The sequence below is a fragment of the Streptomyces sp. NPDC005151 genome, from assembly GCF_053599875.1.
The window spans coordinates 157,557-184,528 of the sequence record NZ_JBSFYR010000002.1 but is presented as its reverse complement, the minus strand read 5'-3'; the positions used below and the strand labels follow the sequence as shown (position 1 = coordinate 184,528).

The following is a 26,972-nucleotide window of genomic DNA, read 5'->3' as shown; positions in this document are numbered from 1 at the left end:
ACGAGCCAAACAAAACAGTGACGCAGTTCACTTTTGGGTCGGTGTCAGTGAGGTGCGGCATCATCGGGGTGTGAGGCTAATGCTCCTCGACGCCACGTCGCCGCGGGTTACCATCACCCGCATGACAGCAGCGCATGTGCCGAGGCGAGTCATCGGGTACGCCCGGATCTCCAAGGCCACGGACGAGAGCACGTCCATCGAGCGCCAGCGAGAAGTCATCCAGGCTACGTGCCACGCACGAGGATGGGCCCTCGCCGACATCATCGAGGACGTCGACGTATCGGCCACCAAGACCCGCCTCGACCGCCCCGGCCTTGCCCGGGTCCGCGAAGCCGTCGCCGCTGGTCGCGTCGACACGGTCATGGTCTGGCGCATTGACCGCGTGGCGCGCTCCGTGTCCGACCTTGCGTCACTCACCGAGGAGTGGGCGAAGGCCGGTGTGTCGCTGGTTTCCGCTACGGAACCGTTCGACATGACGACGTCAGCCGGTCGCATGCTGCTCCAGTTGCTCGGCGTGTTCGCCGAGTTCGAAGCGGCCACCATCCGCGACCGCGTCACCGCCGCCCGCGCCGCACTGGTGAAAGCCCAGCGATGGCCGGGAGGCTCGGCACCGTACGGATACCGCATCGTCGACAACCCCGACGGCGCCGGAAAGGCCCTTGAAGTCGCCCCGGTCGAAGCCGCGTACGTCCGCAAGGCCGCCGACCTGGTGCTGAACGGCAAGTCTGTCTACTACGCGACCAATGTGCTCAACGCAGTCGGCTCGGTCCCGCGCAAGGCCAAGGCGTGGTCGATGACGTCGCTGCGCATCGTCCTCACGCAGGCGGCGACGCTCGGCCACATGACGCACAAGGGGAAGGTCGTCACCGACGCCGACGGCCAGCCGGTCCAGGTGTGGGAGCCGATACTCCCCGAAGAGGACGTGCTGCGGCTCCGCGCACTGCTCGCGCCGACGAAAACACCGGGCGGGCAACGCAAGCGGCGTGCCCGGCTACTGTCGGGCCTACTGCGGTGCTCTTCGTGTGGTGGCTCCATGCGGGTCAACAAGACCGGCGGCCACAACCCGGTGACCCGGTACGCCTGCCACGGCCGTTCGGACGGTACCGGCTGCGTACGGGCAACCTCCATCGTCGCCGAGCGGATCGAGGAGCACGTGGAGCGCACTTTCCTGGCGACGGTGGGCAAACTCGAAGTCGTCGAAGCCCACGAGACGGTGCGCGAGGTCGCCGAACTCGCCGCGACCGAAGCGGCCATCAAGTCGACCACGGCGGAACTCGCGGACGTGGACGACGACGAGCGCGAGGCTGAGCTCATGTCAGACCTTCGCAAGCTCAAGGCCAAGCGCCGTGAGCTGCTGGCCATGCCTGACGAACCTGAGGTCGACTACGTGAGCCTCGGTATGACCTTCGCGGAAGCGTGGGAGCAGCGCGACACCGACGGACGACGCGACCTGCTGTCGTCCGCGCTTCAGCACATCGTGGTCAAGCCGGGCGTTCGGGGGCGGCGTGGCATCGACCCCGAACGCGTCGATATCCACTGGCGCAACTGACGGCCGACTGACGGCAGCGGGGCGGCGTTCCGGGGCGATGGCCCCGGGGCGGCGTCCTCGTCGTTTTCCCGGCGGACGTCCGCAAGGCCCTCGCCGACCTGGACGCCGCGAACGAAGCGATCGCTGCCGCCGAGGGCAAAGCCTTCGAAGCGCAACAGGCCATCGCCAAGGCCGAAGTCGACATTCGCGCTGCCGTCGCCGAAGGCAAAACCCCCAAGGTCCCCGACCAGCGCATCCTCGATGCCAGCGACGAGAAGGTCCCGCTCGGCACCACCCGTCTTGGGATGGGCCAGCTTCTTGTTGATGTCACCGATCGTGTTGAGCAGGCAGTTCTGGGCGTCCCGAACCTCGTGGGCATGATCCCACCGGGGTACCGTCCGCCTTCCGCGCGACCACCTCTCCCTTCAGTTCCCGCGCAGCCGCGGTGAGGTCCTTCATCTGCAGATGCTCGGAGACCCGGTCCAGCTTGGCGGAGAACGGCGAGGAGGCGATCTTGTACGCGAGCTTGATCGCGTCGGCTATGTTGTCGAGTTGCTTGGCTGCGTCGCCCGCGAGCAGAATGAAGCCGACCGCTCCGAGGCCGCTGCCCCCGTCTGGCCAGCGCCCGGCGGGGGCTTCGCCGTCTGTGGCTCCAGCCACTTCCTCGCCGAGAGCTCCTCCCAGGGCGCTACCGAGGTGGTCGATGTGTTGCAGAACCCGGCGGTCGCCGAGCCGCACCAGGGCCGCCGCCGGTTCGTCGGCCGGAACGGGATCGCGATCGTCCGGCTGACCGCTGGCCGCGCCTACACGCCCCTGCTCGATGTGGTGAGGGCGTTTCCCGTTCTCGGCCGTCCTACAGGCATGCTGATGCCATGACGACCAGGCCCAAGAAGTGCCTTTTGCTAGACACCTCATCCCTCTATTACCGCGCCTACTTCGGCGTGCCCGACTCGGTGCGCGCGCCGGACGGCACGCCGGTCAACGCCGTGCGCGGACTGCTCGACTTCATCGGGCGGCTCGTCCAGGACCACCGGCCGGACGAGCTGGTGGCCTGCATGGACGCGGACTGGCGGCCACACTGGCGGGTGGAGCTGATCCCGTCGTACAAGGCACACCGCGTCGCCGTGGAGACCGCCGAGGGACTCCCCGACGAGGAGGAGACCCCCGACACGCTGGCCCCGCAGGTCCCGATCATTGAGGACGTGCTCGACGCGCTCGGCATCGCCCGGGTCGGTGTCGCGGGGTACGAGGCGGACGACGTGATCGGTACGCTCACCGGCCTCGCCACGGGCCCGGTGGACATCGTCACCGGCGACCGGGACCTCTACCAGCTCGTCGACGACGCCCGCGGGGTGCGGGTGCTCTACCCGCTGAAGGGTGTCGGGTCGCTCCAGCTCACGGACGAGGCGTGGCTGCGCGAGAAGTACGGGGTGGACGGCTCTGGCTATGTCGATCTGGCGCTGCTGCGCGGCGACCCGAGCGACGGGCTGCCGGGGGTCCCCGGCATCGGCGAGAAGACAGCGGCGAAACTGCTAGACACCTTCGGCGACCTGGCCGGGATCATGGCCGCGGTGGACGATCCGGCGTCCAGGCTGACACCTTCGCAGCGCAAGCGGCTCGACGAGGCGCGGGACTACGTGGCCGTCGCGCCGACAGTGGTCCGGGTCGCCGGTGACGTACCGCTGCCCGAGTTCGATCCCGCGCTGCCCACCGAGCCGCGTGATCCCGCCGCCCTCGAGGCACTGGCCGACCAGTGGGGACTGGGCGGTGCCCTGCAGCGGCTGCTCTCCACGCTCCAGACCTGAGGTGCTAACTTAGGCAAGCCTAAGCATTTGGAGCAGGGAGAACCTCGTGGCAGAACGACCGGCGCGGCAGGCACCCACGGCGCAGGGGGCCCAGGTCCTGCGCACCGAGCGGATCACCCCGCACATGGTGCGGGTGGTGCTCGGCGGTGACGGTCTGGCCGGCTTCGCGCTGTCCGGGTTCACCGACCACTACGTCAAGCTGTGCTTCGCGCCCGAGGGCGCCGACTACGCGCACCCTTTCGACATGGCCCGGATCCGCGAGGAGTATCCGCGCGAGCTGTGGCCGACCACCCGTACCTACACGGTGCGTTCCTGGGACCCGGTCGCCCGGGAGCTGGCGATCGACTTCGTGGTCCATGGCGACGAGGGCCTGGCGGGCCCGTGGGCGCTCCGCGCGTCTCCGGGTGACCCGGTGACCTTCCTGGGTCCCGGCGGCGGTTACGGACCCGACGCGTCGGCGGACTGGCACCTGCTGGCCGGTGACGAGAGCGCCCTGCCGGCGATCGCGGCGGCTCTGGAGCAGATGCCCGTGGGTGCGGTGGCGCACGCCTACATCGAGGTGGCGGACGCGTCCGAGGAGCAGAAGATCGTGACGGCCGACGGGGTCGAGCTGACCTGGCTGCACCGTGGCGACCGCCCGGTCGGCGACGCGCTGACCGCGGCCGTGAAGTCCCTGGAGTTCCCGGTGGGCCGGGTGCAGGCGTTCGTGCACGGCGAGGCGGGCTTCGTGAAGGAGATCCGCCGCCATCTGCGGCTTGACCGGCAGATCCCGCTGCCGCAGCTGTCGATCTCCGGTTACTGGCGCCTCGGCCAGAACGACGACGCGTGGCGCTCGGTGAAGCGCGAGTGGAACCAGCAGGTGGAGCGGGAGCAGGAGAGCGCGGCGTAGGCCGCCCGGCCGGGCACCTGTGGTGCATTTTCACGCCCCGGTCACCGTCCGCCCTGGACGGTGACCGGGGCGTCGGCGTGCGGCGGCGGTGTGCACGCGACGGGGTCGTCCGTATACGAAGCGGCGGTGCCGGCGGACAGTGACCCGGGCGCCCACGGGTCGGATGTGTCCCTCTCACCCGCCCCCGACCCGCTCCCCCTGTTCGTCGCCGTACGCCCTGGCCGACGCGTCCACGTGCGCGAGCCGGCGCAGCGCGCTGAACATCGCCTCGCCCAGCACTGTGCCGACGACCACGCTCTCCACCAGGTCCTCGCGCGCCACCCGCCGTCCCACGTAGTCGAGGTCGGCCCGGGCGACCGGTTCCGCGGCGCTCGCGTAGTCGTCGAGCAGCTCGCAGAAGCCTCCGTGCCCGACCCGCCGCAGCGCGGCCAGCACGCCGGCCAGGGCCTCACCGGCCGGACTTCGCGCCTCCACCCGCCAGCCGCGCCGCTCCAGCAGCTCGGCCACCTCTTCGCGGGCGTCGTCCAGTTCGGGCCCGGGCTCGTTGCCCTCCAGTGCCGTGATCCGCTTCGCCGCCACGCCCAGCACCTCGCGCACCGGCTGCACGGGGTCGTCGATCGCCCGGAGTACGTCACTGATCGCGGAGAGCGAGAGTCCGCCCACGTCCAGAAGGGCACGGATCAGCTTCAGCCGGCGCTCGTGCCCGGAGTCGTAGGACGCCTGGTTCGGGCTGGTCAACTCCCCCGGGGGCAGGAGCCCTTCCCGTACGTAGAACTTGATCGTCGTCACCGAAACTCCGGACCTGCGGCTCAACTCGCTGACGCGCACGCTGCGTTCTCCCCTTCCGTCCTTGCCAACCCCGCACCCCATGATTCCCGTATTCCGCACCACGGATTCCGTCGAGAAGGAGCTCACGGCATGACCGGTGCACTCTTCGAGGTCTCGTTCTGGCTGGCAGCGCCCTTCTGGCTGCTCATGATCCTGGCGCCGCACTGGCGGCCCACCGCGCGCCTCGCGGCGTCCCCTCTGACCGTCCTGCCGGTGCTGGCCGTGTATCTGATGATGGCCGTGCCGGTCTTCCCCGAACTGTGGACTGCCGTGCGCAGCCCCGACATCGACAACGTTCCGCGACCTGACCGTGCTGGCGAACGGGGCGGGGGCGATCTGGGCGCAGGTCATCGCGTGGGATCTGCTGCTCGGCCAGTGGATGTTCCTGGAGGGCCGTCGGCTGGGTGTCCCCGCGCTGGTGATGAGCCCTCTGCTGGTGCTGACTATTCTGCTGTCGCCGTTCGGCCTGCTGGTCTTTCTGGTGCTGCGTGCGGTCCGGAAGCCGAAGAGCCGGGCCGGGGAGACCTTCCCGGGCCGGTTCCACGACGCGGCGCTCTCCTGACCCCGCGGCCGCACGCGCCGTCAGACGGACTTCTGGTAGGAGCGGAAGGTGCGGGTCGACAGCCAGACCGCCACCACCGCGAGGACGAGCAGTGCTCCCCCGCGGCTGAGCACCAGCCACCGGTCGGGATCGGCGGTCAGTGCCGAGCGGCCCGCCACCATCGCCCAGTTGACCGGGTTGAAGTCGGCGATCTGACGCATCCAGGACGGCATCTGGCTCGGCGCCATGAACGAGGACGAGAGAAAGGTCAGCGGCAGCAGCAGGAACGTGTTGATACCGATGATCGACTCACGCCGGCGGACCAGCATCCCCAGCGCGTTGGAGAGCGCACCGAAGACCGTACCGAGCAGGATCGAGGCGACGAGCAGGATCAGCAGCCCGCCCGCACCACCCGGGTACGTCGCACCGGCGGCCCAGCCGAGCAGCACGATGATGACCGACTGGACGGCGGTACTGATGCCGTTCTGCACGACGTTGGCGTTCATCAGCGCGTTCCGGCTGACCGGGGTGGTCAGGAAGCGGTTGAGCGTGCCCCGCTCGATCTCCTCCAGGGTGCCCATTCCGGCCCACATGCTCGATCCGAGGGCGCTCATCACGACAATGCCGGGGATCAGGTAGTCCAGATAGGACGTGGTGCCGAAGCCGCCGAGCTCGACGACCTTCTTGAAGAGGTTGCCGAACAGGAACAGCCAGATCACCGGCTGGACCAGGGAGATCGCCAGGAATACCGGCTGTCTGATGATCGCCATGAGCTGACGCTGGGTCATGTACCAGGTCTGGGCGATGCCGGGACTGCTCATCGGGTACCTCCTGCGGCGACCGTGGCGGGGATCTGCTGGGCGTCTGCGGCCTCGGCCTCGGAGAAGCGGCGTCCGGCGTAGCGCAGATAAACGTCGTCGAGAGAGGGGCGGGCGACGGTGGCGGCGGCCACCGTGGCGCCGGCCCGGTCCAGGGCGCCAAGCAGTACGGGGACGGCGGCGGCGCCGTCCTCGGCGCGGACGCTGACCCGTCGGCCCTCGGCCAGTACCTCGTACACCCCGGGCAGTCCGGTGAGCGCGGCGGTGACCGCCGCACGGTCCGCGTCGGTGCGCAGCTCCATGTGGACGGCGTCGCCGCGGAGTTCGCCCTTGAGTTCGTCGGGGGTGCCCTCGACGACGATCCGGCCGCGGTCGACGATCGCGATGCGTTCGGCGAGCCGGTCGGCCTCCTCCAGGTAGTGCGTGGTGAGCACGATGGTCAGGCCCTCGTCGCCGGCCAGCCGGGCGATCTCGTCCCACATGGCCGTACGTGCCTCGGGGTCGAGTCCGGTGGTGGGCTCGTCCAGGAACAGCACCTCGGGGCGGTGGACCAGGCCGAGCGCCACGTCCAGGCGCCGCTGCATTCCGCCGGAGTACCCCTTGACCTGCCGCTTCCCCGCGTCGGCGAGGTCGAAGCGGTCCAGCAGTTCATCGGCGCGGCGCTGGACCGCGGCGCCCCGCATCCCGTACAGCCTGCCCTGCAGCAGCAGGTTCTCCCGGCCGGTGGCGACCGGGTCGGCGCCGGACTTCTGGGCGACGACGCCGATCGCGCGGCGGACCCGGTCGGGGTGGCGCAGCACGTCGTGTCCGGCGACGCTCGCGGCGCCGGAGTCGGGGCGGGCGAGGGTGGTGAGGATCTTGACGGTGGTGGACTTCCCGGCGCCGTTGGGGCCGAGGAGTCCGAAGACCGTGCCGGCACCGACGGTGAGATCCATGCCGTTCAGTGCGGTGACATCGCCGGGATAGGTCTTGATCAGTTGTCGCGCCTCTACTGCGGGCGCACGGGTGCTCATGACGGAGCTCTCCTGTGGTCAGCGGGGTGTTCGGGCATGCCGAACCGATCCGCGTGACGGGAGCCGGGCTATCCTGGGTGTGCCGCACCTCGATCGCCTGGCTCGCCCTCACGGCATGGCCGGTCCGGGGTTCGAGACCCTGGCGGGCGCTGCTCCAACAGCTCCTGCCGGGGTCTTTCTCTTTCTTCGGTACCGCTTGGCGCTACGCCTTCCGCTCGGGATCGAGGACGATCTCCTGTTCGTCCAGGTCCTGCCAGTCCTGCGGAACCTCGCCGGTCTCGTGGAAGGACTTCCACTCCTCGATGCCACTGATCGTGGAGTCGAGAAGCTCGCTACGGAATTTCTTGATCCACTCCAGCTGGGCATCGATCATGTGGAGCTGGTATTCGGTCTCCACCACGAAGACCCGGGGCAGCTTCTCCGTCAGTTGGCCGAGGATGCCCCGTATCGCCGCTGACTGGACCGCCAGCGCCGCCTCCCGGGTTTCCAGCAGCTCCGCGACATCCTCCGGAGGCAGCACCGGCAGCAGCGAGAGCGCGGTCTCGAAGACGGGGTACTCGGCGGCCGGAACGGCGAGCAGATCGGAGAGCCAGTCGACCATCTCGGCACGCCCCGCCTCGGTGATGCCGTAGAGCGTGCGCTCGGGGCGGTTGCCCTGGCGCTGCACGCCGGCCACCTCGACATACCCGTGCTTCTCCAGGTTCTGGACCACGGTGTACAACGAGCCGAAATTAATCTTGACGCTGTGTTCCTTGCCGCGTCGACGAAGCGTCTGGGCGATCTCGTACGGATGCATGGACCGCTCGGCGAGCAGCACCATCACCGTGAGCGCCAGAGGATTGCTGAGTTTGCGCCGCTTGGCCACCGCCCCCACCGCCCTTCACTTGGTCAGATCATCACTTCGTCATCGAATACTCGTACACGAACATATCGCGAGCACCCTTACGCGTCAACCACGATGTATCGCGAATTCGCGGTGGCGTGGAAAGATTTCACGCGCTGACCAGTCCGCGCTGCCGTCGGCTCCGAACCACCTCATGAACCCGATGCGCAACCTGGGAGGAAGCCCGCGTGAAACAAGCCGTGCACATCAGCGGAGCACCATCGGCGGGGCCCGATCTCCAGGAACTCCTGAGCCTGGTCGGCCGCGGCGACCAGGCTGCGTTCGCCAAGGTGTACGACGCGGTCTGCGGTCCGGTCCTCGGTCTCGTACGGAGTGTGCTGCGCGACCCCGCGCAGTCGGAGGAGGTGGCGCAGGAGGTGCTGGTGGAAGTGTGGCGGACCGCCCCCCGCTTCCAGGCTTCCCTCGGCAGCGCCATGAACTGGGTGCTGACGCTGGCCCATCACCGGGCGGTGGACCGGGTGCGCTCCGTCGAGGCGACGACGGCCCGGGAGCACCGGGCGGCGCTGCTTGACCGTACGCCGGAGTTCGACGCGGTCACCGAGCAGGTCGAGAGCCGGCTGGAGCGGGAGCAGGTGCGTCGCTGCATGCGGTCCCTGTCCGAGCTGCAACGGCAGTCCGTCACGCTCGCCTACTACCGCGGCCTGACCTACCGCGAAGTGGCGGAACTCCTCTCCGTACCGCTCGGGACGATCAAGACACGACTGCGCGACGGACTGATCCGGCTGCGCGACTGCCTCGGGGTGAGCGCATGAGCAAGGTGGATCGTATGAGCGGGGCCGAACTGCACACGCTGACCGGCGCCTACGCCATGCACGCGCTGCCGGACGCGGAGCGCGGGGAGTTCGAACGCCATCTCGGCGACTGCGAGGCCTGCGCCGTGGAGGTGCGGGAACTGTCCGAGACCGCCACCCGGCTCGGGCTCGCGGTGTCCGCGGCCCCGCCGCGTGAACTGCGCGACCGGGTGCTGCGAGAGATCACGACCGTACGGCAGGAATCCCCGTCCCGCGGCCGGCGCACCCGCTCGGCCGTCTCCGTCCAGCGGACCGGCCGCTGGACGGATTTCGCGCTCGCCGCGTCTCTGCTCGCCGCTGCCGGGTTCGGCGGGATCGCGGTGTGGCAGAACCAGGTCGCCCGGGACGCAGAGCAGGAGGCACACCGGGCTCAGCAGCAGAGCGAGCAGGTGGCGCAGGTTCTCGCGGCGCCGGACGCGAAGGCGAAGTCCAGCGCGCTGACGGGCGGGGCCAAGGGCACGGTCGTGGTCTCCCGCAGCGAGAACCGGGCCGTGTTCGTGGCCTCGGGGATGGAGACGCCGCCCAACGGCAAGGTGTACCAGCTGTGGTTCGACGACCACGGGACCATGCGGTCCGCGGGACTGATGAACCGGGCGGCGACGAGCAACACGGTACTGCTGGACGGGCCGGTCGACGGCGCGTCGGGCATAGGAATCACCGTCGAGCCGGCCGGCGGCTCCGTGCGGCCGACGTCCGCTCCACTGGCACTGCTGACCTTCCCGACCGTATGAGGGGCTCCCTGCCATGACCGTCTCGGTGGCGCTGTTCACCTCCGATCTGCGGCTGCACGACAACCCCGTTCTGCACGCCGCGGTGCGCGACGCGGATGCCGTCGTCCCCCTCTTCGTCCAGGACGACGGCATCCGCCGGACCGGTTTCGACGCGCCGAACCGGCGGGCGTTCCTCGCCGACTGCCTCGTCGATCTCGACGCGGGGCTGCGCCGCCGCGGCGGCCGGCTGGTCGTCCGCAGCACCGATGTGGTGGCCGGGGCCTGCGCCATGGTCGCGCAGACGGGTGCGGAGAGCCTGCACATCGCGGCCGGGGTGAGCGGGTACGCGAGGGAACGCGAGGAGCGCCTGCGTACGGCTCTCGGGGCTGTCGGCTGCGCCCTGCACGTCCATGACGCGGTGGTCACCGCGCTCGCCCCTGGCCTGGTCGTCCCGGCGGGCCGTGACCATTTCGCGGTGTTCACGCCCTACTTCCGCCGTTGGGAGGCGGCGGGGGTACGGGGCACACTGACCGGGCCGCGGACGGTACGGGTGCCGGACACGGCGACGTCCGCACCGCTGCCGACACGAGCGGAGGTGACGGGCGTCTCCACGGGAGTTACCGAGGGCGGCGAGACGGCAGGGCGCAGGCTGCTGGCCTCCTGGCTGCACGGCCCGATGGCCGACTACGCGACCGGCCACGACGACCTCGCCGGGGACGCGACATCCCGGCTGTCGCCGTTTCTGCACTTCGGCTGCCTCTCCGCAGCCGAACTGGTGCACCGGGCACGGGAGAAGGGCGGACCGGGCGCCGACGCGTTCGTACGGCAGCTGGCCTGGCGGGACTTCCACCACCAGGTTCTCGCCGCCCGGCCGGACGCCGCATGGGCCGACTACCGTCCGCGCGGCGACCGGTGGCGGTCCGACCCCGACGAGATCGAGGCGTGGCGTGCCGGGCTCACCGGCTATCCGCTGGTCGACGCGGCGATGCGACAGCTGGCGCACGAGGGCTGGATGCACAACCGGGGCCGGATGCTGGTCGCGAGTTTCCTCACCAAGACGCTGTACGTGGACTGGCGCGTCGGCGCCCGGCACTTCCTGGATCTGCTGGTCGACGGGGACCTGGCGAACAATCAGCTCAACTGGCAGTGGGTGGCGGGCACCGGTACGGACACCCGCCCCAACCGTGTACTCAATCCGCTGATCCAGGGCAAGCGGTTCGATCCACGGGGCGCGTACGTACGGCGGTGGGTGCCGGAACTTGCGGGCCTGGACGGCGCTGCGGTGCACGAGCCGTGGAAGCTCACCGGCCCGGACCGTGCCCGGCTCGCCTATCCGGACCCGGTGGTGGATCTGGCCGAGGCCCGCGCCCGCTTCGAACGGGCGCGCGGCGTCGGCTGACAGCTGACCACGGCTGCCGGCTCCCGGCTCCCGGATGCTCAGCGCTTCCTCGGCGGCCGTGGGAAGAACCCGCTGGTCCGGTCGGTGTAGTCGGCATGGCCGGGCCGCCCGGCCATATGCCGTTCCAGCAGCGCTGATTCGCGGCCGGGGCCGAGACGGATCGGTCGATGACCGCCTCTCATCCGATCGGGTGACGGACCAATCCGCCGGGCGTCCGGCGACGAACACCGGATGTGAACGAGGAACAGAACAACGTGCAGGAGCACGGGTCCTCCGGGTCCCGGCGGTCCCGCTGGGCACGTGCCGGTCTCGGCGGGCTCAGCGGTCTGATCGCCGGGTTCTGCGCCCTGGCCGTGGCCGAACTGGTCTCGGCTGTCGTACGTCCGGAGGCGGGTCCGGTCGCGGCGGTGGGCGGGGCGGTCATCGACCGCACTCCCCCCGCCGTGAAGGACTTCGCCGTACGGCACTTCGGCACGGCCGACAAGCTGGTGCTCGAACTGGGCATCCTGGCGCTGCTGGCGGTTTCCGCCGTGGCGGTCGGGCTGCTGGCGCTGCGGCACCGGCTGATCGGCTCGGCGGCCGTTCTGGTCTTCGGCGTGGTCGGGGCAGTGGCGGCGGTGGGACGGCCGGAAGGCAGCCCCGCCGATGCCCTGCCCTCGGTGGTGGGTGCCGTACTGGCCGCAGGGGTGCTGCATCTCCTGGTCGGACGGCTCGGCCCGGTGCTCCGTCCCTCTCCAGCGGCTGGAGAGAGGGACGGGCAGGGGGACGGCGCCTTCGACCGGCGCGGTTTCGTGATCGCGGCGACCGCTGCGGCGGCGGCCTCGGCCGGTGCGGGGTTCCTGGGACGGCGGCTGACGTCCTCCGTGCAGGCCGGGGCCACCGCCTCACGGCACGATCTGGTCCTCCCGGTCCCCGAGTCACCGGCGCCCGCCGTACCGCCCGGGGCGGATCTGCGGATCCGGGGCCTGAGCTCGTTCATCACCCCGAACAAGAGCTTCTACCGGGTGGACACCGCCCTGGTCGTGCCCCGCATCGACGCCGATTCGTGGCGGCTGTGGATCCACGGCAAGGGGGTCGCCCGCCCGCTCACGGTCAGCTTCCAGGACCTGCTGGGGCGGGAGATCATCGAGCGCGACATCACCCTGGCGTGTGTCTCCAACGAGGTCGGCGGCCCGTACGTCGGCAATGCCCGGTGGATCGGTGTGCGGCTGGCCGATCTCTTGCGCGAGGCCGGAGTGGAGCCGCCGTCGCAGGGCGGGCCCGCCGACCAGATCGTGGCGCGTTCCGTCGACGGCATGACGATCGGCACGCCGGTCGAGACGGTCATCGGCGCCCTGACCGGGGCGGTGTACGGCATGGGCGCGATCCCGCCACGCTGGACGGAGCCCCTGCACGTCCCGCTGCCGGGGTACGGGGACCGGGTCCTGCGCACACCCGAGCTGGCGGCCCTGGCCCGGCGCCTGGACGCCCGGGAATCATAGGATCCACGTGGTCCGAAATGTACGCATAAGGCCGAGATAAGCGCAGAATGGTGGAGCAGGCGCCTACGGCACACCCCCCTCACACCGCGGTCGGGCCTGCAGGATCGAAGGAGACGACTCTCATGTCCAACGTCTCACACACCCGCGCTGACATCACCAGTCACCCGGATGTTTCCGAAATGCGGGAGCGCTATTCCCGCATGCTCGGCGGTCGCGATGTGGCGCTCGTGGACGGACCGGTGTTCCTCGTCGGCCTCTACTGCGCCGTCTCGCCCTGGGTACTTCACTTCACGGCAAGCCAGCCCACCCTCGTGCAGCACAACCTGATCATGGGCATCGCGATCGCGGTACTGGGACTCGGGTTCACAGCAATGCCGGACCGGATGTACGGCCTGAGCTGGGCCATCTGCGCCATGGGCATCTGGATGATCGTCTCGCCGTGGGTCGTCGGCAGCAGCCCCGACATGGGCGTCATCCTCAACAACGTCATCATCGGCGGTCTGGCCGTACTGCTGGGGCTGGCCTGCGCCGGAGCGGCGGCGAAGAGCAATCGGACCTAGGGGGTGCCCCCCTGGCGGTCCCCGAACGACGAAGGAGCGTGAGCTTCCGGCCGGTCCGCACCCAGCGGACCGGCCGAGGCATGTCCGGGAGGGTCCGCGGGGTGCGCGTCCACCAGCAACCGTGCGCGGGCTACGCGCGCTCCGCGCCCACGATCCGCAGCGCCGCATCCGCCGCCGCCTCCGCGAACGCGGCCACCGGCCGTTCCGGCCCGGAGCGGCGCACCAGGATCACGCCTTCGAGTCCGGGGCCCGGGGCAGAGCCCCGCCCCGCGGCGGAGCCGCACATCAGGTACAGCGGGAAGGGGCGGGCTCGGGCAGGACCGCCGCAGGCGCCCCACCCAAGGCCCGGCCGACCGAACCGGCAGCGCACACCCCGTCACCCCACCGAGCTGTACGCCACAACCCCCCGGAGCACCGCATCCGTTGCCTTGCGTGCAGTGCGCGCCACGGACCCGGCGCCCGCGCCCGGCGGCGCCGCGGCCGCGATCTGCCCCAGCACATCGATGACCTGCTTGCACCACCGTACGAAGTCCCCCGCGGGCATCTCCGCCTCGCGCAGCACCTCGTCCAGCGTCCGCCCCGACGCCCACGTGTAGACGGCCCAGGCAAATCCGAGATCGGGTTCCCGCTGCCCGACCCCCTCCGCCTGGTTGATCTTGAAGTCCTCCTCCAGGGCATCGAGTCGTCCCCAGATACGGACAATCTCGGCCATCGCCGTCTTCGCCGGGCCGGCCGGCAGCTTCGGCGCCACGGCGTCGTCCGCCTGCCGCGCCTCGTACACCAGCGCCGACACACACGCGGCGAGTTCCGCCGGGTTCAGCCCTTCCCAGACCCCTGCCCGCAGGCACTCGCTGGCCAGCAGGTCCAGTTCGCCGTAGAGCCGGGCCAATCGCCGCCCGTGCTCGGTGACTTCATTGCCCCGCAGATAGTCGAGCTCGGTGAGGAGCGCCACGATCCGGTCGAAGGTGCGGGCGATCGTGTTCGTCCGCCCCTCGATCCGCCGCTCCAGCTGCTTCGTGTCCCGCTGCAGCCGGTGGTAGCGCTCCGCCCACCGCGCATGGTCCTCGCGCTCGTTGCACCCATGGCACGGGTGGGCCCGCAACTCGGCCCGGTAGCGGGCGATCTGCTGGTCGTCCGCGGCCTCGGCCCGCCCCCTGCGGTGCCGCTCCGGCACGATGTGCCCTGCCTTGGTCCGCAGGGCCGACGCCAGATCGCGCCTCGACTGCGGCGACCGCGGGTTGAACGACTTCGGCACCCGCATCCGCTCCACCGCCTCGACCGGCACGGGGAAGTCGATGGAGGCGAGCCGCTTGACCTGCCGCTCGGCGGTGAGCACCAACGGCCGCGGCCCGTCCTGGTATTCGAGCCCGCGATGCGTGTTGGCCCGCCCGGCGGGCAGCCCCGGGTCCAGCACCAGGGCCAGCCCGGCGAACTTCCCGGTCGGGACATGGATGACGTCGCCCGGCTTCAGCTTCTCCAACGACGCCGCTGCGGCGGCCCGCCGCTGTGACGCGCCGTGCTTGGCGAGCTCCGTCTCCCGGTCCTTGAGGTCACGGCGCAGCCGTGCGTACTCCTCGAAGTCGCCGAGGTGACAGGTCATGCCCTCGCGGTAGCCCTCGAGACCCTCCTCGTTCCTCTGTACCTGCCGGGAGATCCCGACGACCGAGCGGTCGGCCTGGAACTGGGCGAACGAGGTCTCCAGCAGCTCGCGCGACCGGTGCCGCCCGAACTGCTGCACCAGGTTCACGGCCATGTTGTACGAGGGCCGGAAGCTGGACCGCAGCGGATACGTACGCGTACCCGCGAGTCCGGCCAGCGCTCCAGGGTCCATGCCGCGCTGCCACAGCACCACCGCATGGCCCTCGATGTCGATCCCCCGCCGCCCGGCACGCCCGGTCAGCTGGGTGTACTCGCCCGGGGTGATGTCGGCGTGCTGCTCGCCGTTCCACTTGACGAGCTTCTCCAACACCACTGATCGCGCGGGCATGTTGATGCCGAGGGCGAGGGTCTCCGTTGCGAAGACCGCCTTGACGAGCCCGCGTACGAACAGTTCCTCGACGACCTCCTTGAAGGTCGGCAGCATGCCCGCGTGGTGCGCGGCGATGCCGCGCTCCAGACCTTCGAGCCACTCGTAGTAGCCGAGGACATGGAGATCCTCGGGAGGGATGGACGCGGTCCGCTCCTCGACGATCTCCCGCACCAGGCGGCGCTTGCTGTCGTCGTTGAGCCGCAGTCCGGCCTGGAGACACTGCTGCACGGCGGCCTCGCAGCCGGCCCGGCTGAAGATGAACGTGATGGCGGGCAACAGGCCTTCGGCGTCCAGCCGGTCGATGACCTCGGGCCTGGACGGGGTCCAGATCCGGCTGCGCTGGCGCCGCTCGCGCTCGCGGTCGGCCTCCCGCACCATCTTTCCGCGGCGGCGCTCGCGCGGGTTGTATCCGCGCTGGTTCTCCATGCGGGCGAGCCGGACGAGGTCGGGGCTGACCTCGCGGCGGCCGACGCCGCGGCCGCCGTGGTCGGTCTCTTCCTCGAAGAGGTCGTACATCCGGCGGCCGGCCAGGACGTGCTGCCAGAGCGGCACGGGCCGGTTCTCGGAGACGATGACTTCGGTGTCACCGCGGACGGTGTCCAGCCAGTCGCCGAACTCCTCGGCATTGGACACGGTCGCCGACAGCGACACCAGGGTCACCGAATCGGGCAGATGAATGATCACTTCTTCCCACACCGCGCCACGGAAGCGGTCGGAGAGGTAGTGCACCTCGTCCATCACCACATAGCCGAGGCCGCGGAGCGCCTGGGAGCCCGCGTACAGCATGTTCCGCAGCACTTCGGTGGTCATGACGACCACGGGTGCGTCCCCGTTGACACTGTTGTCGCCGGTCAACAGGCCGACCTTGTCCGCGCCGTAGCGCTTCACCAGATCGGTGAACTTCTGGTTGGACAGGGCCTTGATGGGTGTGGTGTAGAAGCACTTGCGGCCCTGGCGCAGCGCGAGATGCACGGCGAACTCGCCGACGATCGTCTTGCCCGACCCGGTCGGGGCCGCGACCAGCACCCCTTTACCCGCCTCCAGGGCCTTGCATGCATCGATCTGGAACGGGTCCAGACCGAACTCGTACAACTCGCGGAAGGGCGCGAGTGCCGTGGCCTGCTCGGCGGCGCGGATCCGGAAAGTCTGGTATCGCTCAGCTGGTGAGAGGTCCTCTGTCATCTTGGTTACGAGCCTACCCGTCACCTCTGACAGTCAGCGCGATCTTTAATTCACTGTGCAAGAACCCTGGCCGCGCCCGGCACACAGGTCGCGGTGAGCGGCAGGGCGCCGAGCGGTTCACCGTCCGCATACGCGGTGACACCGGCCGCGACCAGCTCGATCGACGAGGCCCGGTGCACGGTGACCTGGGGATGGCCGAGGTGCGTGCCCTTGTAGACGCGGGGGAACACCTTGAGCAGGGTGGTGCGGCTGCAGTCCCCGACGACGGTCACGTCGAAGAGCCCGTCGTCCATGACGGCGTCCGCACAGATCCGCATCCCACCGCCGTACGTGGACCCGTTGCCCACGGCGATGAGCGTCGCCTCGATCTCCTGGACCGGTCCGCCGTCGAGCCTGATGCGGTACGGGATCGGTCTGAACGCGGCGAGTTCGGCGAGGATCGCAAGGTCGTACTTGAACCGCCCGCCGGCCCAGCGCATCCGGTTGCCCCGGTCGTTGACCCGGGAGTCGAAGCCGGAGGCGAGCACCGACCCGAACCATCGCTCCCCGACCCTGCCGAGGTCGATCTCGCGGATGCTGCCGCCCTTGAGCGCCTCGGCTGCGAGCCGTCCGGCGGCGGCCGGGTCCCGTATCGGCAGGCCGAGGGCGCGGGCGAAGTCGTTGCCGGTGCCGACGGCGACGACGCCGAGCGGTGTCATGGTCCCGGCGACGGTCTGGAGGGCGAGGGACATCATGCCGTCCCCGCCCACGGCTATCAGCGCACCGGTCCCGCCCGCGACGGCCTCACGGGCCCGCCGCAGCGCGTCGTCGGCGTCCTCGCCCAGCACCGTGCGCACGGAGAATCCTGCGGCCCGCAACGCGGAAGCGGCCGGCTGCGCGGCGTGCGCGCCCCGGCCGCGTCCTGCGGTGGGATTGACGAAAAGGGTGATCTCGCTGGTCACCCGGGGGACCTTACAAGGTCAGGTGATGTCGTCGTAACCGTTCACCCGGTCACGGTCCGGCCCCGCTTGTGCGGGCAGCGACCCCGCCGTCGACACCGATTCGATCTCACCGATGTCCTCGGGGGTCAGGTCCAGCTCCGACGCCTCGTCATCGGCAGGTCCCTCCGCCGCGCGCCGTGCCTTGCGGCGGTCGTTGAGGAGCGAGAGCGCCGTGGCACAGAAGTACAGGACCCAGATCGGCCCGGCGAGGGCCAGCATGGTGAGCGGGTCCGTACTGGGCGTGGCCAGGGCGGCGAAGACCGTGATTCCCATGATCATCCCGCGCCACCAGCCGAGCATCCGCTTGCCGGTGATGACCCCGCCGAGGTTCAGCATGACGAGCAGCAGGGGCAGCTCGAAGGAGAGTCCGAAGACCACCACCATGCGCGTGATCAGGTCCAGCAGGTCATCGAGCGGCAGCTGGTTGTCCAGGCCGGCCGGCGAGAAGTCCAGCAGGACCTTGGCCATCGTGGGCAGCGTCTTGTACGCGAAGAAGCCACCGGCGAGGAAGAGCGGGAAGCCCGCGCCGACGAAGGCGAGCGAGTACTTCTTCTCGTGCTTGTGCAGACCGGGGGCGATGAACGCCCACAGCTGGTAGAGCCAGATCGGTGACGAAAGGACGACACCCGCCATGAGGGAGACCTTGAGCGCAAGGGTGAACGGCGTCAGCAGACCGTTCAGGACGATGCGCGCACAGGTGCCGTCCTCCTGCTTCGAGAGTTCGGCGAAGCTCGACTGACAACCGACCGCCTTCAGCACCGGGTCGGTGAAGAACTCGATGATCCCCTTGTAGAAGAACGCGGCGACGATCGTGACGACGACGATCGCCAGCAGAGCCTTCGCCAGCCGGTTACGCAGCTCACGCAAGTGCTCCACCAGGGGCATGCGGCCCTCTGGGTCCGTCTCCTGCTTGCGGGCAGACTTGAGCAACCCACGTCCTCATCTCGTGCAGCAGGCCGTCACCATCACGGCGCCTGCGTCGGCCCGGTTGTCAGCGCTTGGTCGAGTCGGTCGGCTCGGCAACCGGACGCGAGCTCGTCACATCGCCGGGCGCGGCCTTGATGGTGCGCGGGGCGGCCTGGTCCTGGGAGGCATCGTTCGGCGGGTCCGCGGGGGTGGCCGTCGCGGCACCCTCGGACTTCATCGCCTTGGCCTCGCTCTTGAGGATGCGGGCCGACTTGCCGAGCGAGCGAGCCATGTCAGGAAGCTTCTTCGCGCCGAACAGCAGAACAATGACGACGAGGATCAGGATGATCTCGGGAGCGCCGAGCCTTCCGAACATATGCGTGTACCTTCTCACCGAGGCAGCAGGGGTGGGGCTGATCGAGCGTCGGACAGACGCCCGATCTTCGTACTGTCAGCGATCGTATCCCGCAGAAGTAAACGCAGGGCAATACCCAGGCATCCTTGCGATTACGGCCCACGCCTCGCTCTCAGGGCCGCCACCAGCAGCGTACCCTCCGAACCTGAGAAACAGGAGGCCCCGCCCGCCCCGACCGACCGGTCCGGCGCGCAGCTCCCTCGTCCGTGTCAGCGCAACGCCTCGCCGGTGGCGGCGAGATCGGTTGCGGCCCGTTCGAGATCCTCGGCCGCCCGGTTGATGCGCCGAGTGGTATGGGTCACCTGCCGCCCCAGGCGCTGGGCCTCGACGAACACCTTGATGGCCAGTACGCCGAGGACGGCAATCCCGAGGAATCCCAGGGCGATGGCGAGCATGGGCCAGAACATGCGCAGAGCCTCGATGTTGTCTAGGTGTCGCAGGAACCGGGTGTCCGTGTGTCAGGAGTTCTGAAGGCTGGTGTGGAGGCGCAGCGTCCGCACGCCCCCACCCGTGAGGAGTTCCACTATCCGCTCCCCGGCGGGCTTACGGACGGCGGCGCCGCACTCGGGGCAGGTGAACGAGTAGAACGTGGTGCGACGGCTGGAGCCGATGGCGAGGCGCAGGGCACCCGCCGCGAGCTCGAAGCGCCCGCGGCAGTCCGGGCAGGCCGCCTTGAACCGTACGGACTCCGGTACCACCATAGTTGAGATACCCGACATCACAGACATATTGCTCATATCTCCTCAGGTATCCGTTCAGGCAGGGCCGTCGTAGGCGGCGAGCGCCGCCCGCGCCGCCTGCTGCGCACTCTGCGCCAGCTCCGGTGGGGCGACGATGCGCCCTTCCCCGCCGAGCCGCAGCGCAAGCCTGCGCAGCGACGCCGGATCGGGCGTGCGCAAGGTGATCCGCAGTCCGCCGTCGGCCAGTTCCTCCGCGCTGTCGTGCGGGTAGTACTCGGCGACCCACCGGCCGCCGGGCCCGACCTCGATCACCACCTCGGGGTCCTCGGCCGCCGGCTGCACCAGCCCCTCGGACAGGTCCCGCAGTTCCAGCTCCGGCGGTGCGGACGGCTCGTCCAGCAACCGGATCTCGGCGACCCGGTCGAGCCGGAACGTACGCCGGTCCTCGGAGGACCTGCACCAGGCCTCCATGTACGTATGCCCCACGGCGAACAGCCGGATCGGGTCCACCTCGCGCTCGGTGAGCTCGTCGCGCGCGGGTGAGTAGTACCGCAGCCAGAGCCGGCGCCGCTCCGAGATCGCCCGGTCGACATCGGCGAAGACGCCGCCCTCGGACTCGAAGGTGACCGAGAGCCGGGAGCTCGCCGCCCCGACCTCACCGGCCGCCGTCTCCAGCTTGGCGGTGGCCCGCAGCAGTGCCTGCCGGTCGCTCTCCCGCAGCCCCGGCAGCGTCGCCACGGCGCGCGCCGCGACCAGCAGGGCCGTCGCCTCGTCCGCCGCGAGCCGCAGCGGCTCCGCCACGTCGTCCGGGTTGTGCCACCAGATCCGGTCGCCGTCAGTGTCGATGTCCAGCAGATCGCCGCCCCGGAAGCTCGTCCCGCACATGGGCAGGACGTCGAGGTCCGAGATCAGCTCGTCCTCGGTGATCCCGAATGCCCGGGCCACGTCCTGCACATGGGCGCCGGGGCGCTCCCTCAGATACGTCACGAGGGACAGCATCCGGCGCGTCTGGTCGATCGCGTTCGTCGCCATGAATACGGTCCCTCCTCAGTCCTTGGCCACGGCGCGCAGCCGGTCCAACACATCGGCCCGCAGATCCGCGGGTTCCTGCACGACGACGTCCGGGCCGAACTCGACGAGCCAGGCGTCGAGACCGTGTCCGTACGGAATCTCCAACTCTTCCCAGCCGTCGCCGAGTTCCCGCACCGATATCGCCCGCGAGCGCAGCGGGTATCCGGAGCCGGACCGCAACCGGATCAGCGCGGTCCGGGTCGCCGTCTCCCCCGCCCAGCTCTCGACGGTCTCCCGGACGGTCACCACGTCGGGCACCTCGGCGGTGAAGACCCCGGCCCGCGAACGGACCCGGCCGGTGATCCGGGAGAGGCGGAACACCCGCTCGGCACGACGGTCCCGGTCCCAGCCGGCCAGATACCAGTGACCGCGCCAGCACTCGAGCGTCCAGGGCTCGACCTGGCGCTGCTCCGGGCGGGCGGCGTTGGCCTTGCGGTAGTCGAAGGTGACCGGACGGCGGTCCCGGCACGCCAGCATCAACGGCTCGAACGCTGCCTCATGGACCGGGATACGGGGTTCGAGGGCGCTGTGCACCTCGTACGCGTCCTCGGCCTCCGGCATCCCGGCGGCCCGAAGCTTCTGCAGCGCGCCACTGGCCGCGCCCGCGAGCCGGGCCTGCTGCCACACCTTTGCCGCGAGGCCGAGCGCCGCGGCCTCCTCGGCGTCCAGCGTGATCGGCGGCAGCCGGTTGCTGTCCCGGCGGGCCAGATAGCCGATGTCGCCGTCCAGGTTCTCCACGGTCTCGATGACCAGACCGAGCTCGCGCAGATCGTCCTTGTCCCGCTCGAACATCCGGTTGAAGGCGTCGTCGGAGCCCGCTTCCAGATAGGCCTCGATGGAACCTCGCAGCTCGCGCTTGCTGAGCGGGCGCCGGGTCCCCAGCAGGCACAGCGCCAGGTTCATCAGCCGCTCGGCCTTGGCAATCGCCATCGGCGCCCTTTCTCTCACATGCTCTACGACCCTCGACCGTACCGCTCCGGAGTGTCCGGACAAAAGCGAGGAGGGTGCTGAAGATCTCGGCGCGCGAGAGCGGCCAAGATCTTCAGCACCCTCCTGGAGCCCACGCTCCACGGAACGAGGGCCCGTGCAGTCCAGCACGGGCCCTCGTGATGTGTCCGCGGGACGGATCAGACGGCGATCAGGTCGCAGACGAAGATCAGCGTCTCGCCGGGGGCGATACGGCCGCCGGCGCCGCGGTCACCGTACGCGAGGTGCGCGGGGATGGTCAGCTGGCGACGGCCGCCGACCTTCATGCCCTGCACGCCCTTGTCCCAGCCGGAGATGACCTGACCGACACCGAGCTGGAACTGCAGCGGGGTGCCGTGGTTCCACGAGGCGTCGAACTCCTCGCCGGTGGAGAAGGCCACGCCCACGTAGTGGACCTTGACCATGTCGCCGGCCTTGGCGACCGCACCGTCTCCCTCCCAGATGTCCTTGATCTCCAGGTCGGCCGGCGGCTCGCCGCCCGGGAAGTCGATCTCGGGCTTCTCGATGCTCACTGAACTGCTCCTCCACATGAATAACTGGGCAACCGGGACAGTCTTACATCTTTGCCAGCAGGTCCACGGCGAAGACCAGCGTGGAATTGGCGGGGATGGACTGCTGAGCCTTGTCGCCGAAGGCCTGGTCCGGCGGGATGACCAGCAGGACACGGCTGCCGACCTTCTTGCCGATCAGTCCGTTCTTCAGACCCTTGAGGGTCACCTGGGCCAGCGGGAAGGTCTGGGTCTTGCCCGTGGCGTACGTGCTGTCGAACGTCTTTCCGTCCTTCCACAGCAGGCCCACGTAGTTCACGACGACGCTGTCGGTCTCCTTGATGACCTCACCCTTGGACTCCAGGATGTAGTTGGAGACCAGCTTCGTCGGCGGGTCGGTCTTCTCCGGGATCTTGACCGTCGGAGCCTTGCCGTCGGTGTTGGTGCCCACCTTCGGCAGGTCGATGTTGTCCTGGGCGACCGCGGTGCCCTGGGCCGACGCCGGGATGTGCGTCGCCTTCAGGATGTCCACGACGAAGACGAGGGTGGCGTTCGGCTTGATGTCGCCCTGGCCCTGCGCGCCGTAACCGAGGTCCGGCGGAATGACGAGCTGGACGCGGCTGCCGACCTTCTTCCCGAGGAGCCCCTGGTCCCAGCCCTTGATGACCATGCCGGCACCGAGGGTCAGATCGAACGGCTGCTTACGGTCGAAACTGTTGTCGAACGGCTTCGTGGAGTCCCACGCCTGCCCCAGGTAGTTGACCTGGATCGCGTCGCCGTTCTTCAGCGTCGCGCCCTTTCCCTCACTGACGACACGCGTCTTCAGATCCTTGGGAGGATCGCCCTCTCCTTTGGACAGGGTGGGCTTCTCACCGAACTTCGCACCCGCGGTGATCGCGGGAAATGCGTTATTCGAGGCGGAGGCTGAAGCGGAGGCGGATCCCTTGCCGTTGCCGCCGCACGCCGCTGTCAACAGCAGCAGGGGGACAACGAGAAGGCCGGCAAGTCGGCGCACTGGTTCCTCAGATCTCAGACGACACAGTTGATTGGGTCCCCGACACTCTAGGGCGTACACAGGGCCCCGCACGATGAACGTACGGGGCCCGAGTCGCACAAGAGCCGAGGCGCGTCCTGCGCCCGGTCACATACCCGCGATCAGCTTCTCCACTCGATCGTCCACGGAACGGAACGGGTCCTTGCACAACACCGTGCGCTGCGCCTGGTCGTTGAGCTTGAGGTGGACCCAGTCGACGGTGAAGTCCCGCCGCTGCTCCTGGGCCCTTCGGATGAAGTCACCGCGCAGCCGCGCCCGGGTGGTCTGCGGGGGCACGGACTTGCCCTCGAAGATCTTCAGGTCGTTGCAGATACGGGCGGCCTGCCCCTTCCGCTCCAGCAGGTAGTACAGCCCGCGGCGCCGGTGGATGTCGTGGTAGGCGAGGTCTATCTGGGCGACCCGCGGATGCGACATCGTCATGTTGTGCTTGGCCCGGTACCGCTCGATGAGCTTGTACTTCATCACCCAGTCGATCTCGGTCCCGATCCGGTCGAGGTCCTCGGCCTCGACCGCGTCGAGCGTACGGCCCCACAGCTCCAGGACCTGTTCGACGGTGCCGGTGCGGATGCCACGGCGGTCGACAAAGTCCACGGCCTTCTCGTAGTACTCCCGCTGCACCTCGATGGCGGACGCCTCGCGGCCGCTGGCGAGGCGCACCTTGCGCTGCCCCGTGATGTCGTGGCTGACCTCACGGATCGCCCGGATCGGGTTCTCCAGCGTCAGATCACGCATCACCGTGCCCGCTTCGATCATGCGGAGCACCAGGTCCGTCGCGCCGACCTTGAGCAGCATCGTCGTCTCGGACATGTTGGAGTCACCGACGATGACATGGAGGCGGCGGTACCGCTCCGCGTCCGCGTGCGGTTCGTCACGGGTGTTGATGATCGGACGGGAGCGCGTCGTCGCGGAGCTGACGCCCTCCCAGATGTGCTCGGCACGCTGGCTGACGCAGTAGACCGCGCCGCGCGGGGTCTGCAGCACCTTGCCCGCACCACAGATCAGCTGCCTCGTGACGAGGAAGGGAATGAGGATGTCCGCGAGCCGGGAGAATTCTCCGTGCCGCGCCACGAGGTAGTTCTCGTGGCACCCGTAGGAGTTTCCCGCCGAATCGGTGTTGTTCTTGAAGAGATAGACGTCGCCCGCGATTCCCTCCTCGTGCAGGCGGCGTTCGGCGTCGACAAGCAGGCCTTCGAGAATGCGCTCGCCGGCCTTGTCGTGGGTGACCAGCTCGGTCAGATTGTCGCATTCGGGGGTTGCATATTCCGGATGCGATCCCACGTCGAGGTAGAGGCGGGCGCCGTTCCGCAGAAAGACATTGCTGCTGCGGCCCCATGACACGACACGGCGGAAGAGGTAGCGCGCCACTTCGTCAGGAGACAGTCGGCGCTGTCCCCTGAACGTGCACGTGACGCCGTACTCGTTCTCCAGCCCGAAAATGCGGCGGTCCATGACTGAACATTACGCCTGATGGCCCGAGCTGAAACCGGGTTGGACAGCACCGCTTCGATCATTTTCCGATCCCTGCACGGAAACGTCCGTACGCCCGGGAACTGCGAGGACCCTTCCCGTCGCCAGCAGAACCATCAGTGCGGCCACTCCACCGGCCCCCGCGACGGCGAAGCTCCACGCCGTACCGCCCAGCTCGACGGCCGGGCCCGCCAGGGCCGTTCCCGCCGCCGCGCCCACCCCGAACGTCGTCACGAGCCACGAGAATGCCTCCGTCACCGTGCCCCGCGGAGCATGCCGGTCCACCACGATGAACGAACACGCGATCGCCGGCGCCAGGAACACCCCGGCGAGCGCGGCCAGGGCGGTCATCGCCACTACATCCGGTGTCAGCATCAGCGGCAGATAGCCGAGGGCCAGCAGCGCGACGATGACCCGCAGCCGGCGCTCCGGCGCTCCGGCCCACTGACGTGCCCCGTACACCGCCCCGCCGATCAGCGCACCGAGACCGAGCGCGGCCATCAGCCAGCCGTAGACCGCCTCCCGGCCGTGGTCGTCGGCGTACGCGACGCCGGCCACCGTGATCGAGCCCAGCGCGACCCCGACGAAGAAAAAGGAACCGAGAAGCGCCAGCAGCCCCGGCGAGCGCAGCGCACCCAGCCAGTGCGCCTCGCGGGGCGCCGAGCGCCAGGTGCGGGAGGGCTCCGACACCACCACGGAGAGCGCGCCCAGCACTCCTATCGTGTTGATGACGAGCAGCGCGGCGGCGGGCGACCGGAGCGAGACCAGCACCATCACCAGCAGCGGGCCCACGGTGAACATGACCTCCTGGGCCACGGCGTCCATGGCGTACGCCCGGTGCACCCGGTCCTCGCTCCCCAGGACCGTCGGCCACAGCGCCCGCAGACCGCCCTCCAGCGGCGGTGTGAACACCCCTCCCACGATCACGGCCCCGTACGCCAGCGGAAGCGATCCGAGGCCCACCAGGGCCAGCAGGGACATGCCCAGCGCGGAGACGACGGACGCGGGGAGCTGGACGCGCGGCTGGCCGTACAGGTCCACCGCCCGGCCCAGCAGGGGCTGCCCGACCGCCGTGGCGAGGCCGTACACCGCCGCGAGCGCCCCCGCGAGGGTGTAGCTGCCGCCCTCGGCCCGGGTGAACAGGACGATCGCGATGTGGGCGGTGCCGCTCGGCAGCCGTCCCACCAGCGTGCCGATCAGCAGCCGTACGGCATGCCGCGCCCGGAGGATGTCCAGATATCCCGCGGCCATGTCCGCCCCTCTCCGCCGGGCGCCTTCCGGACACCTGTGGTTTTACGTATAACGTCGAGCTTCATACGTACCATGTGCCCTGTCCTCAGGTCCACCTCACCGCCCGCACCAGCACCGCACCCACCCAGCCCGGAGGCCCCCGTGACCAGCGCATCCCAGCCCGCCCCGGCCCGGCCCACCAGCCGCGACGTCGCGCGGGCCGCAGGCGTCTCCCAGGCCACCGTCTCGCTCGTCCTCGGCGGCAAATGGCGCGGCAGGGTCTCCGAGGCGACTGCCGCGCGCGTCCGCGCCGCCACCCAGGACCTCGGCTACCGGCCCAATCTCGCCGCCCGCAGCCTCCGCCTCGGCCGCACCAGGACCGCGCTGCTGGTCGTCCCGGCGCTCACCAACGAATTCTTCGCGCGTGTCTACACCGGCGCCGCCGCCGTCGCCGCCGAACACGACTTCGGGGTCGTCCTCTACCCCTCCCCCGACGGCACGGGTCCGGCCAGGGACCCCTTCGCCTCCGCCCGCGCCGCCCTCGACGGGGTCATCGCCTCGTCCATGGCCGCCGACGCCCTCGACGCCCTGCGCGGCGCCGACCTGCCTCTGGTCATGCTGGACAGCGACCCCGCGGACACCGGCGTCGCGGCCCGGGTCAACCTCGACATCGCCGACGGCATGCGGCAGGTGACGGACCATCTCCTCACCCTCGGCCACCGCCGCTTCCTGCACCTGGCGTCGGCCATCGACTCCTGGACCTTCGCCGTGCGCGCCGGGGCCGTCCGCGACACCCTGCGGGGCGTGCCCGGCACCTCCGTACGGACCGTCCCGGCAGCGCTCGACGTACGGGCCGGCCGGGAAGCCACGGAACACGCTCTGGCCGCCCCCGGCCCCCGGCCGACCGCGATCATCTGCGACGACGACATCCTCGCCGCGGGCGCCTGCAAGGCCGCCCGCCGGCTCGGCCTGCGGGTCCCCGACGACCTCTCCGTCACCGGCTTCGACGACCTGGCTCTGGCGACCGCCGTCGAACCCGAACTCACCACCGTTCAGCTCCCCGCCGAGCAGGTCGGCGAGCGCGGAATGACCGCCCTCCTGTCCGTGCTCGACGGCTGCCCGGCCGAACCAGGCAGCCTGCCGGTGCACTTGGTCGTCCGCGGCTCCTCCGGGCCCCCGCCACCCCGTTCATGACGATGCCCCGGCCCACCGCGAA

At 69.8% G+C, this 26,972-nt stretch carries 27 protein-coding genes and 4 pseudogenes; 11 read left to right on the top strand and 20 right to left on the bottom strand.

Annotated features, from left to right (window positions below; all coding sequences use genetic code 11):
* Positions 1 to 121 precede the first annotated feature (121 nt).
* Positions 122 to 1,549 carry a recombinase family protein gene (locus tag ACWD6R_RS02390; protein WP_451816964.1) on the top strand — a complete coding sequence of 476 codons (1,428 nt, stop codon included), beginning with the start codon at positions 122 to 124 and terminating at the stop codon, positions 1,547 to 1,549.
* Here the strand turns inward: ACWD6R_RS02390 and ACWD6R_RS02385 are convergent.
* Together ACWD6R_RS02385 and ACWD6R_RS02380 are read right to left on the bottom strand one after the other, a co-directional pair.
* Complete coding sequence (locus tag ACWD6R_RS02385) at positions 1,468 to 1,863, bottom strand: hypothetical protein (protein ID WP_451817068.1); 396 nt, start codon at positions 1,861 to 1,863, stop codon at positions 1,468 to 1,470. The two genes, ACWD6R_RS02390 and ACWD6R_RS02385, sit on opposite strands and share 82 nt — an antisense overlap.
* Complete coding sequence (locus tag ACWD6R_RS02380) at positions 1,856 to 2,188, bottom strand: polymorphic toxin type 28 domain-containing protein (protein ID WP_451816963.1); 333 nt, start codon at positions 2,186 to 2,188, stop codon at positions 1,856 to 1,858. The genes ACWD6R_RS02385 and ACWD6R_RS02380 overlap by 8 nt, the downstream gene beginning before the upstream one ends.
* A 45-nt stretch (positions 2,189 to 2,233) precedes the next feature.
* Between ACWD6R_RS02380 and ACWD6R_RS02375 the strand changes: the two genes are divergently transcribed.
* From ACWD6R_RS02375 to ACWD6R_RS02365, 3 genes are read left to right on the top strand one after another with little or no spacing between them, the layout of a single operon-like run.
* Entirely contained in the window at positions 2,234 to 2,404 is a 171-nt protein-coding gene (locus ACWD6R_RS02375; protein WP_451816962.1) for a hypothetical protein, read from the top strand.
* Positions 2,401 to 3,333, top strand: coding sequence for a 5'-3' exonuclease (locus ACWD6R_RS02370; protein ID WP_451816961.1), 933 nt, complete (start codon positions 2,401 to 2,403; stop codon positions 3,331 to 3,333). Before ACWD6R_RS02375 ends, ACWD6R_RS02370 begins: the two co-directional genes overlap by 4 nt.
* A 46-nt stretch (positions 3,334 to 3,379) precedes the next feature.
* Positions 3,380 to 4,222: a siderophore-interacting protein gene (locus ACWD6R_RS02365; RefSeq protein WP_451816960.1), complete on the top strand. Its 843-nt coding sequence runs from the start codon at positions 3,380 to 3,382 to the stop codon at positions 4,220 to 4,222.
* A gap of 174 nt (positions 4,223 to 4,396) precedes the next feature.
* Here the strand turns inward: ACWD6R_RS02365 and ACWD6R_RS02360 are convergent, their stop codons facing one another.
* Entirely contained in the window at positions 4,397 to 5,050 is a 654-nt protein-coding gene (locus ACWD6R_RS02360; protein ID WP_451816959.1) for a MerR family transcriptional regulator, read from the bottom strand.
* Between the two features lie 90 nt (positions 5,051 to 5,140).
* On the opposite strand from ACWD6R_RS02360, the pseudogene ACWD6R_RS02355 reads away from it, so the two are divergent.
* Positions 5,141 to 5,612: pseudogene (locus ACWD6R_RS02355) on the top strand (ABA4-like family protein).
* A gap of 20 nt (positions 5,613 to 5,632) precedes the next feature.
* Here ACWD6R_RS02355 and ACWD6R_RS02350 read toward each other — a convergent pair.
* The 3 genes from ACWD6R_RS02350 to ACWD6R_RS02340 form a co-directional block, all read right to left on the bottom strand.
* Entirely contained in the window at positions 5,633 to 6,412 is a 780-nt protein-coding gene (locus tag ACWD6R_RS02350) for an ABC transporter permease (RefSeq protein WP_451816958.1), read from the bottom strand.
* A complete protein-coding gene (locus ACWD6R_RS02345) occupies positions 6,409 to 7,422 on the bottom strand; it encodes an ATP-binding cassette domain-containing protein (protein ID WP_451816957.1) in 1,014 nt (337 codons plus the stop codon). Before ACWD6R_RS02345 ends, ACWD6R_RS02350 begins: the two co-directional genes overlap by 4 nt.
* Positions 7,423 to 7,624: 202 nt before the next feature.
* Positions 7,625 to 8,287 (bottom strand): PadR family transcriptional regulator, encoded by a 663-nt coding sequence (locus tag ACWD6R_RS02340; protein WP_451816956.1) that lies wholly within the window; start codon positions 8,285 to 8,287, stop codon positions 7,625 to 7,627.
* Between the two features lie 206 nt (positions 8,288 to 8,493).
* Between ACWD6R_RS02340 and ACWD6R_RS02335 the strand changes: the two genes are divergently transcribed.
* From ACWD6R_RS02335 to ACWD6R_RS02325, 3 genes are read left to right on the top strand one after another with little or no spacing between them, the layout of a single operon-like run.
* Entirely contained in the window at positions 8,494 to 9,078 is a 585-nt protein-coding gene (locus tag ACWD6R_RS02335) for a sigma-70 family RNA polymerase sigma factor (RefSeq protein ID WP_451816955.1), read from the top strand.
* 14 nt (positions 9,079 to 9,092) lie between these two features.
* Positions 9,093 to 9,848 carry an anti-sigma factor gene (locus tag ACWD6R_RS02330; protein WP_451816954.1) on the top strand — a complete coding sequence of 252 codons (756 nt, stop codon included), beginning with the start codon at positions 9,093 to 9,095 and terminating at the stop codon, positions 9,846 to 9,848.
* A gap of 13 nt (positions 9,849 to 9,861) precedes the next feature.
* Positions 9,862 to 11,226 carry a cryptochrome/photolyase family protein gene (locus ACWD6R_RS02325; RefSeq protein WP_451816953.1) on the top strand — a complete coding sequence of 455 codons (1,365 nt, stop codon included), beginning with the start codon at positions 9,862 to 9,864 and terminating at the stop codon, positions 11,224 to 11,226.
* 38 nt (positions 11,227 to 11,264) lie between these two features.
* On the opposite strand, the pseudogene ACWD6R_RS02320 reads toward ACWD6R_RS02325, so the two are convergent.
* Positions 11,265 to 11,366 (bottom strand): annotated as a pseudogene (locus tag ACWD6R_RS02320) (DUF1295 domain-containing protein); the annotation flags it as partial.
* A gap of 186 nt (positions 11,367 to 11,552) precedes the next feature.
* Here ACWD6R_RS02320 and ACWD6R_RS02315 point away from each other — a divergent pair.
* Positions 11,553 to 12,641 (top strand): annotated as a pseudogene (locus ACWD6R_RS02315) (molybdopterin-dependent oxidoreductase); the annotation flags it as partial.
* 188 nt (positions 12,642 to 12,829) lie between these two features.
* Complete coding sequence (locus ACWD6R_RS02310; RefSeq protein ID WP_451816952.1) at positions 12,830 to 13,267, top strand: SPW repeat protein; 438 nt, start codon at positions 12,830 to 12,832, stop codon at positions 13,265 to 13,267.
* A 130-nt stretch (positions 13,268 to 13,397) separates the two neighbouring features.
* On the opposite strand, the pseudogene ACWD6R_RS02305 reads toward ACWD6R_RS02310, so the two are convergent.
* From ACWD6R_RS02305 to ACWD6R_RS02245, 13 genes and pseudogenes are all read right to left on the bottom strand, one after another.
* Positions 13,398 to 13,508, bottom strand: a pseudogene (locus tag ACWD6R_RS02305) (TetR family transcriptional regulator); the annotation flags it as partial.
* Between the two features lie 135 nt (positions 13,509 to 13,643).
* Entirely contained in the window at positions 13,644 to 16,478 is a 2,835-nt protein-coding gene (locus tag ACWD6R_RS02300; protein WP_451816951.1) for a DEAD/DEAH box helicase, read from the bottom strand.
* A 50-nt stretch (positions 16,479 to 16,528) separates the two neighbouring features.
* A complete protein-coding gene (locus ACWD6R_RS02295) occupies positions 16,529 to 17,419 on the bottom strand; it encodes a diacylglycerol kinase (RefSeq protein ID WP_451816950.1) in 891 nt (296 codons plus the stop codon).
* Positions 17,420 to 17,437: 18 nt separating this feature from the next.
* Positions 17,438 to 18,388, bottom strand: coding sequence for a twin-arginine translocase subunit TatC (tatC, locus tag ACWD6R_RS02290; protein WP_451816949.1), 951 nt, complete (start codon positions 18,386 to 18,388; stop codon positions 17,438 to 17,440).
* A gap of 61 nt (positions 18,389 to 18,449) precedes the next feature.
* On the bottom strand, positions 18,450 to 18,740 hold the full coding sequence (gene tatA / locus ACWD6R_RS02285) for a Sec-independent protein translocase subunit TatA (RefSeq protein ID WP_451816948.1): 291 nt from the start codon (positions 18,738 to 18,740) through the stop codon (positions 18,450 to 18,452).
* A 248-nt stretch (positions 18,741 to 18,988) separates the two neighbouring features.
* Positions 18,989 to 19,186: a hypothetical protein gene (locus ACWD6R_RS02280; protein WP_037700534.1), complete on the bottom strand. Its 198-nt coding sequence runs from the start codon at positions 19,184 to 19,186 to the stop codon at positions 18,989 to 18,991.
* A 51-nt stretch (positions 19,187 to 19,237) separates the two neighbouring features.
* Complete coding sequence (locus ACWD6R_RS02275) at positions 19,238 to 19,516, bottom strand: hypothetical protein (protein WP_451816947.1); 279 nt, start codon at positions 19,514 to 19,516, stop codon at positions 19,238 to 19,240.
* A gap of 18 nt (positions 19,517 to 19,534) precedes the next feature.
* Positions 19,535 to 20,491: a helix-turn-helix transcriptional regulator gene (locus ACWD6R_RS02270; RefSeq protein ID WP_266987641.1), complete on the bottom strand. Its 957-nt coding sequence runs from the start codon at positions 20,489 to 20,491 to the stop codon at positions 19,535 to 19,537.
* A gap of 15 nt (positions 20,492 to 20,506) precedes the next feature.
* Positions 20,507 to 21,460, bottom strand: a complete 954-nt coding sequence (locus tag ACWD6R_RS02265) for a helix-turn-helix transcriptional regulator (RefSeq protein WP_451816946.1) — start codon at positions 21,458 to 21,460, stop codon at positions 20,507 to 20,509.
* A gap of 197 nt (positions 21,461 to 21,657) precedes the next feature.
* Positions 21,658 to 22,029 (bottom strand): FKBP-type peptidyl-prolyl cis-trans isomerase, encoded by a 372-nt coding sequence (locus tag ACWD6R_RS02260; protein WP_451816945.1) that lies wholly within the window; start codon positions 22,027 to 22,029, stop codon positions 21,658 to 21,660.
* 43 nt (positions 22,030 to 22,072) lie between these two features.
* A complete protein-coding gene (locus ACWD6R_RS02255; RefSeq protein ID WP_451816944.1) occupies positions 22,073 to 23,020 on the bottom strand; it encodes an FKBP-type peptidyl-prolyl cis-trans isomerase in 948 nt (315 codons plus the stop codon).
* Positions 23,021 to 23,146: 126 nt separating this feature from the next.
* A complete protein-coding gene (pafA, locus tag ACWD6R_RS02250; protein WP_393300360.1) occupies positions 23,147 to 24,508 on the bottom strand; it encodes a Pup--protein ligase in 1,362 nt (453 codons plus the stop codon).
* Between the two features lie 9 nt (positions 24,509 to 24,517).
* Positions 24,518 to 25,777 (bottom strand): MFS transporter, encoded by a 1,260-nt coding sequence (locus ACWD6R_RS02245; RefSeq protein WP_451816943.1) that lies wholly within the window; start codon positions 25,775 to 25,777, stop codon positions 24,518 to 24,520.
* A 141-nt stretch (positions 25,778 to 25,918) separates the two neighbouring features.
* On the opposite strand from ACWD6R_RS02245, the gene ACWD6R_RS02240 reads away from it, so the two are divergent.
* A complete protein-coding gene (locus ACWD6R_RS02240) occupies positions 25,919 to 26,950 on the top strand; it encodes a LacI family DNA-binding transcriptional regulator (protein WP_451816942.1) in 1,032 nt (343 codons plus the stop codon).
* The last annotated feature ends 22 nt before the right edge of the window (positions 26,951 to 26,972 follow it).

What these genes read in the sequence shown, in the direction of transcription:
- ACWD6R_RS02390 (WP_451816964.1), top strand. Translation starts at nt 122, where the DNA reads ATGACAGCAGCGCATGTGCCGAGGCGAGTCATCGGGTACGCCCGGATC.
- ACWD6R_RS02370 (WP_451816961.1), top strand. Translation starts at nt 2,401, where the DNA reads ATGACGACCAGGCCCAAGAAGTGCCTTTTGCTAGACACCTCATCCCTC.
- ACWD6R_RS02350 (WP_451816958.1), bottom strand. Translation starts at nt 6,412, where the DNA reads ATGAGCAGTCCCGGCATCGCCCAGACCTGGTACATGACCCAGCGTCAG.
- ACWD6R_RS02345 (WP_451816957.1), bottom strand. Translation starts at nt 7,422, where the DNA reads ATGAGCACCCGTGCGCCCGCAGTAGAGGCGCGACAACTGATCAAGACC.
- ACWD6R_RS02330 (WP_451816954.1), top strand. Translation starts at nt 9,093, where the DNA reads ATGAGCGGGGCCGAACTGCACACGCTGACCGGCGCCTACGCCATGCAC.
- ACWD6R_RS02325 (WP_451816953.1), top strand. Translation starts at nt 9,862, where the DNA reads ATGACCGTCTCGGTGGCGCTGTTCACCTCCGATCTGCGGCTGCACGAC.
- ACWD6R_RS02310 (WP_451816952.1), top strand. Translation starts at nt 12,830, where the DNA reads ATGTCCAACGTCTCACACACCCGCGCTGACATCACCAGTCACCCGGAT.
- ACWD6R_RS02300 (WP_451816951.1), bottom strand. Translation starts at nt 16,478, where the DNA reads ATGACAGAGGACCTCTCACCAGCTGAGCGATACCAGACTTTCCGGATC.
- tatA (WP_451816948.1), bottom strand. Translation starts at nt 18,740, where the DNA reads ATGTTCGGAAGGCTCGGCGCTCCCGAGATCATCCTGATCCTCGTCGTC.
- ACWD6R_RS02280 (WP_037700534.1), bottom strand. Translation starts at nt 19,186, where the DNA reads ATGTTCTGGCCCATGCTCGCCATCGCCCTGGGATTCCTCGGGATTGCC.
- ACWD6R_RS02275 (WP_451816947.1), bottom strand. Translation starts at nt 19,516, where the DNA reads ATGAGCAATATGTCTGTGATGTCGGGTATCTCAACTATGGTGGTACCG.
- ACWD6R_RS02270 (WP_266987641.1), bottom strand. Translation starts at nt 20,491, where the DNA reads ATGGCGACGAACGCGATCGACCAGACGCGCCGGATGCTGTCCCTCGTG.
- ACWD6R_RS02265 (WP_451816946.1), bottom strand. Translation starts at nt 21,460, where the DNA reads ATGGCGATTGCCAAGGCCGAGCGGCTGATGAACCTGGCGCTGTGCCTG.
- pafA (WP_393300360.1), bottom strand. Translation starts at nt 24,508, where the DNA reads ATGGACCGCCGCATTTTCGGGCTGGAGAACGAGTACGGCGTCACGTGC.
- ACWD6R_RS02245 (WP_451816943.1), bottom strand. Translation starts at nt 25,777, where the DNA reads ATGGCCGCGGGATATCTGGACATCCTCCGGGCGCGGCATGCCGTACGG.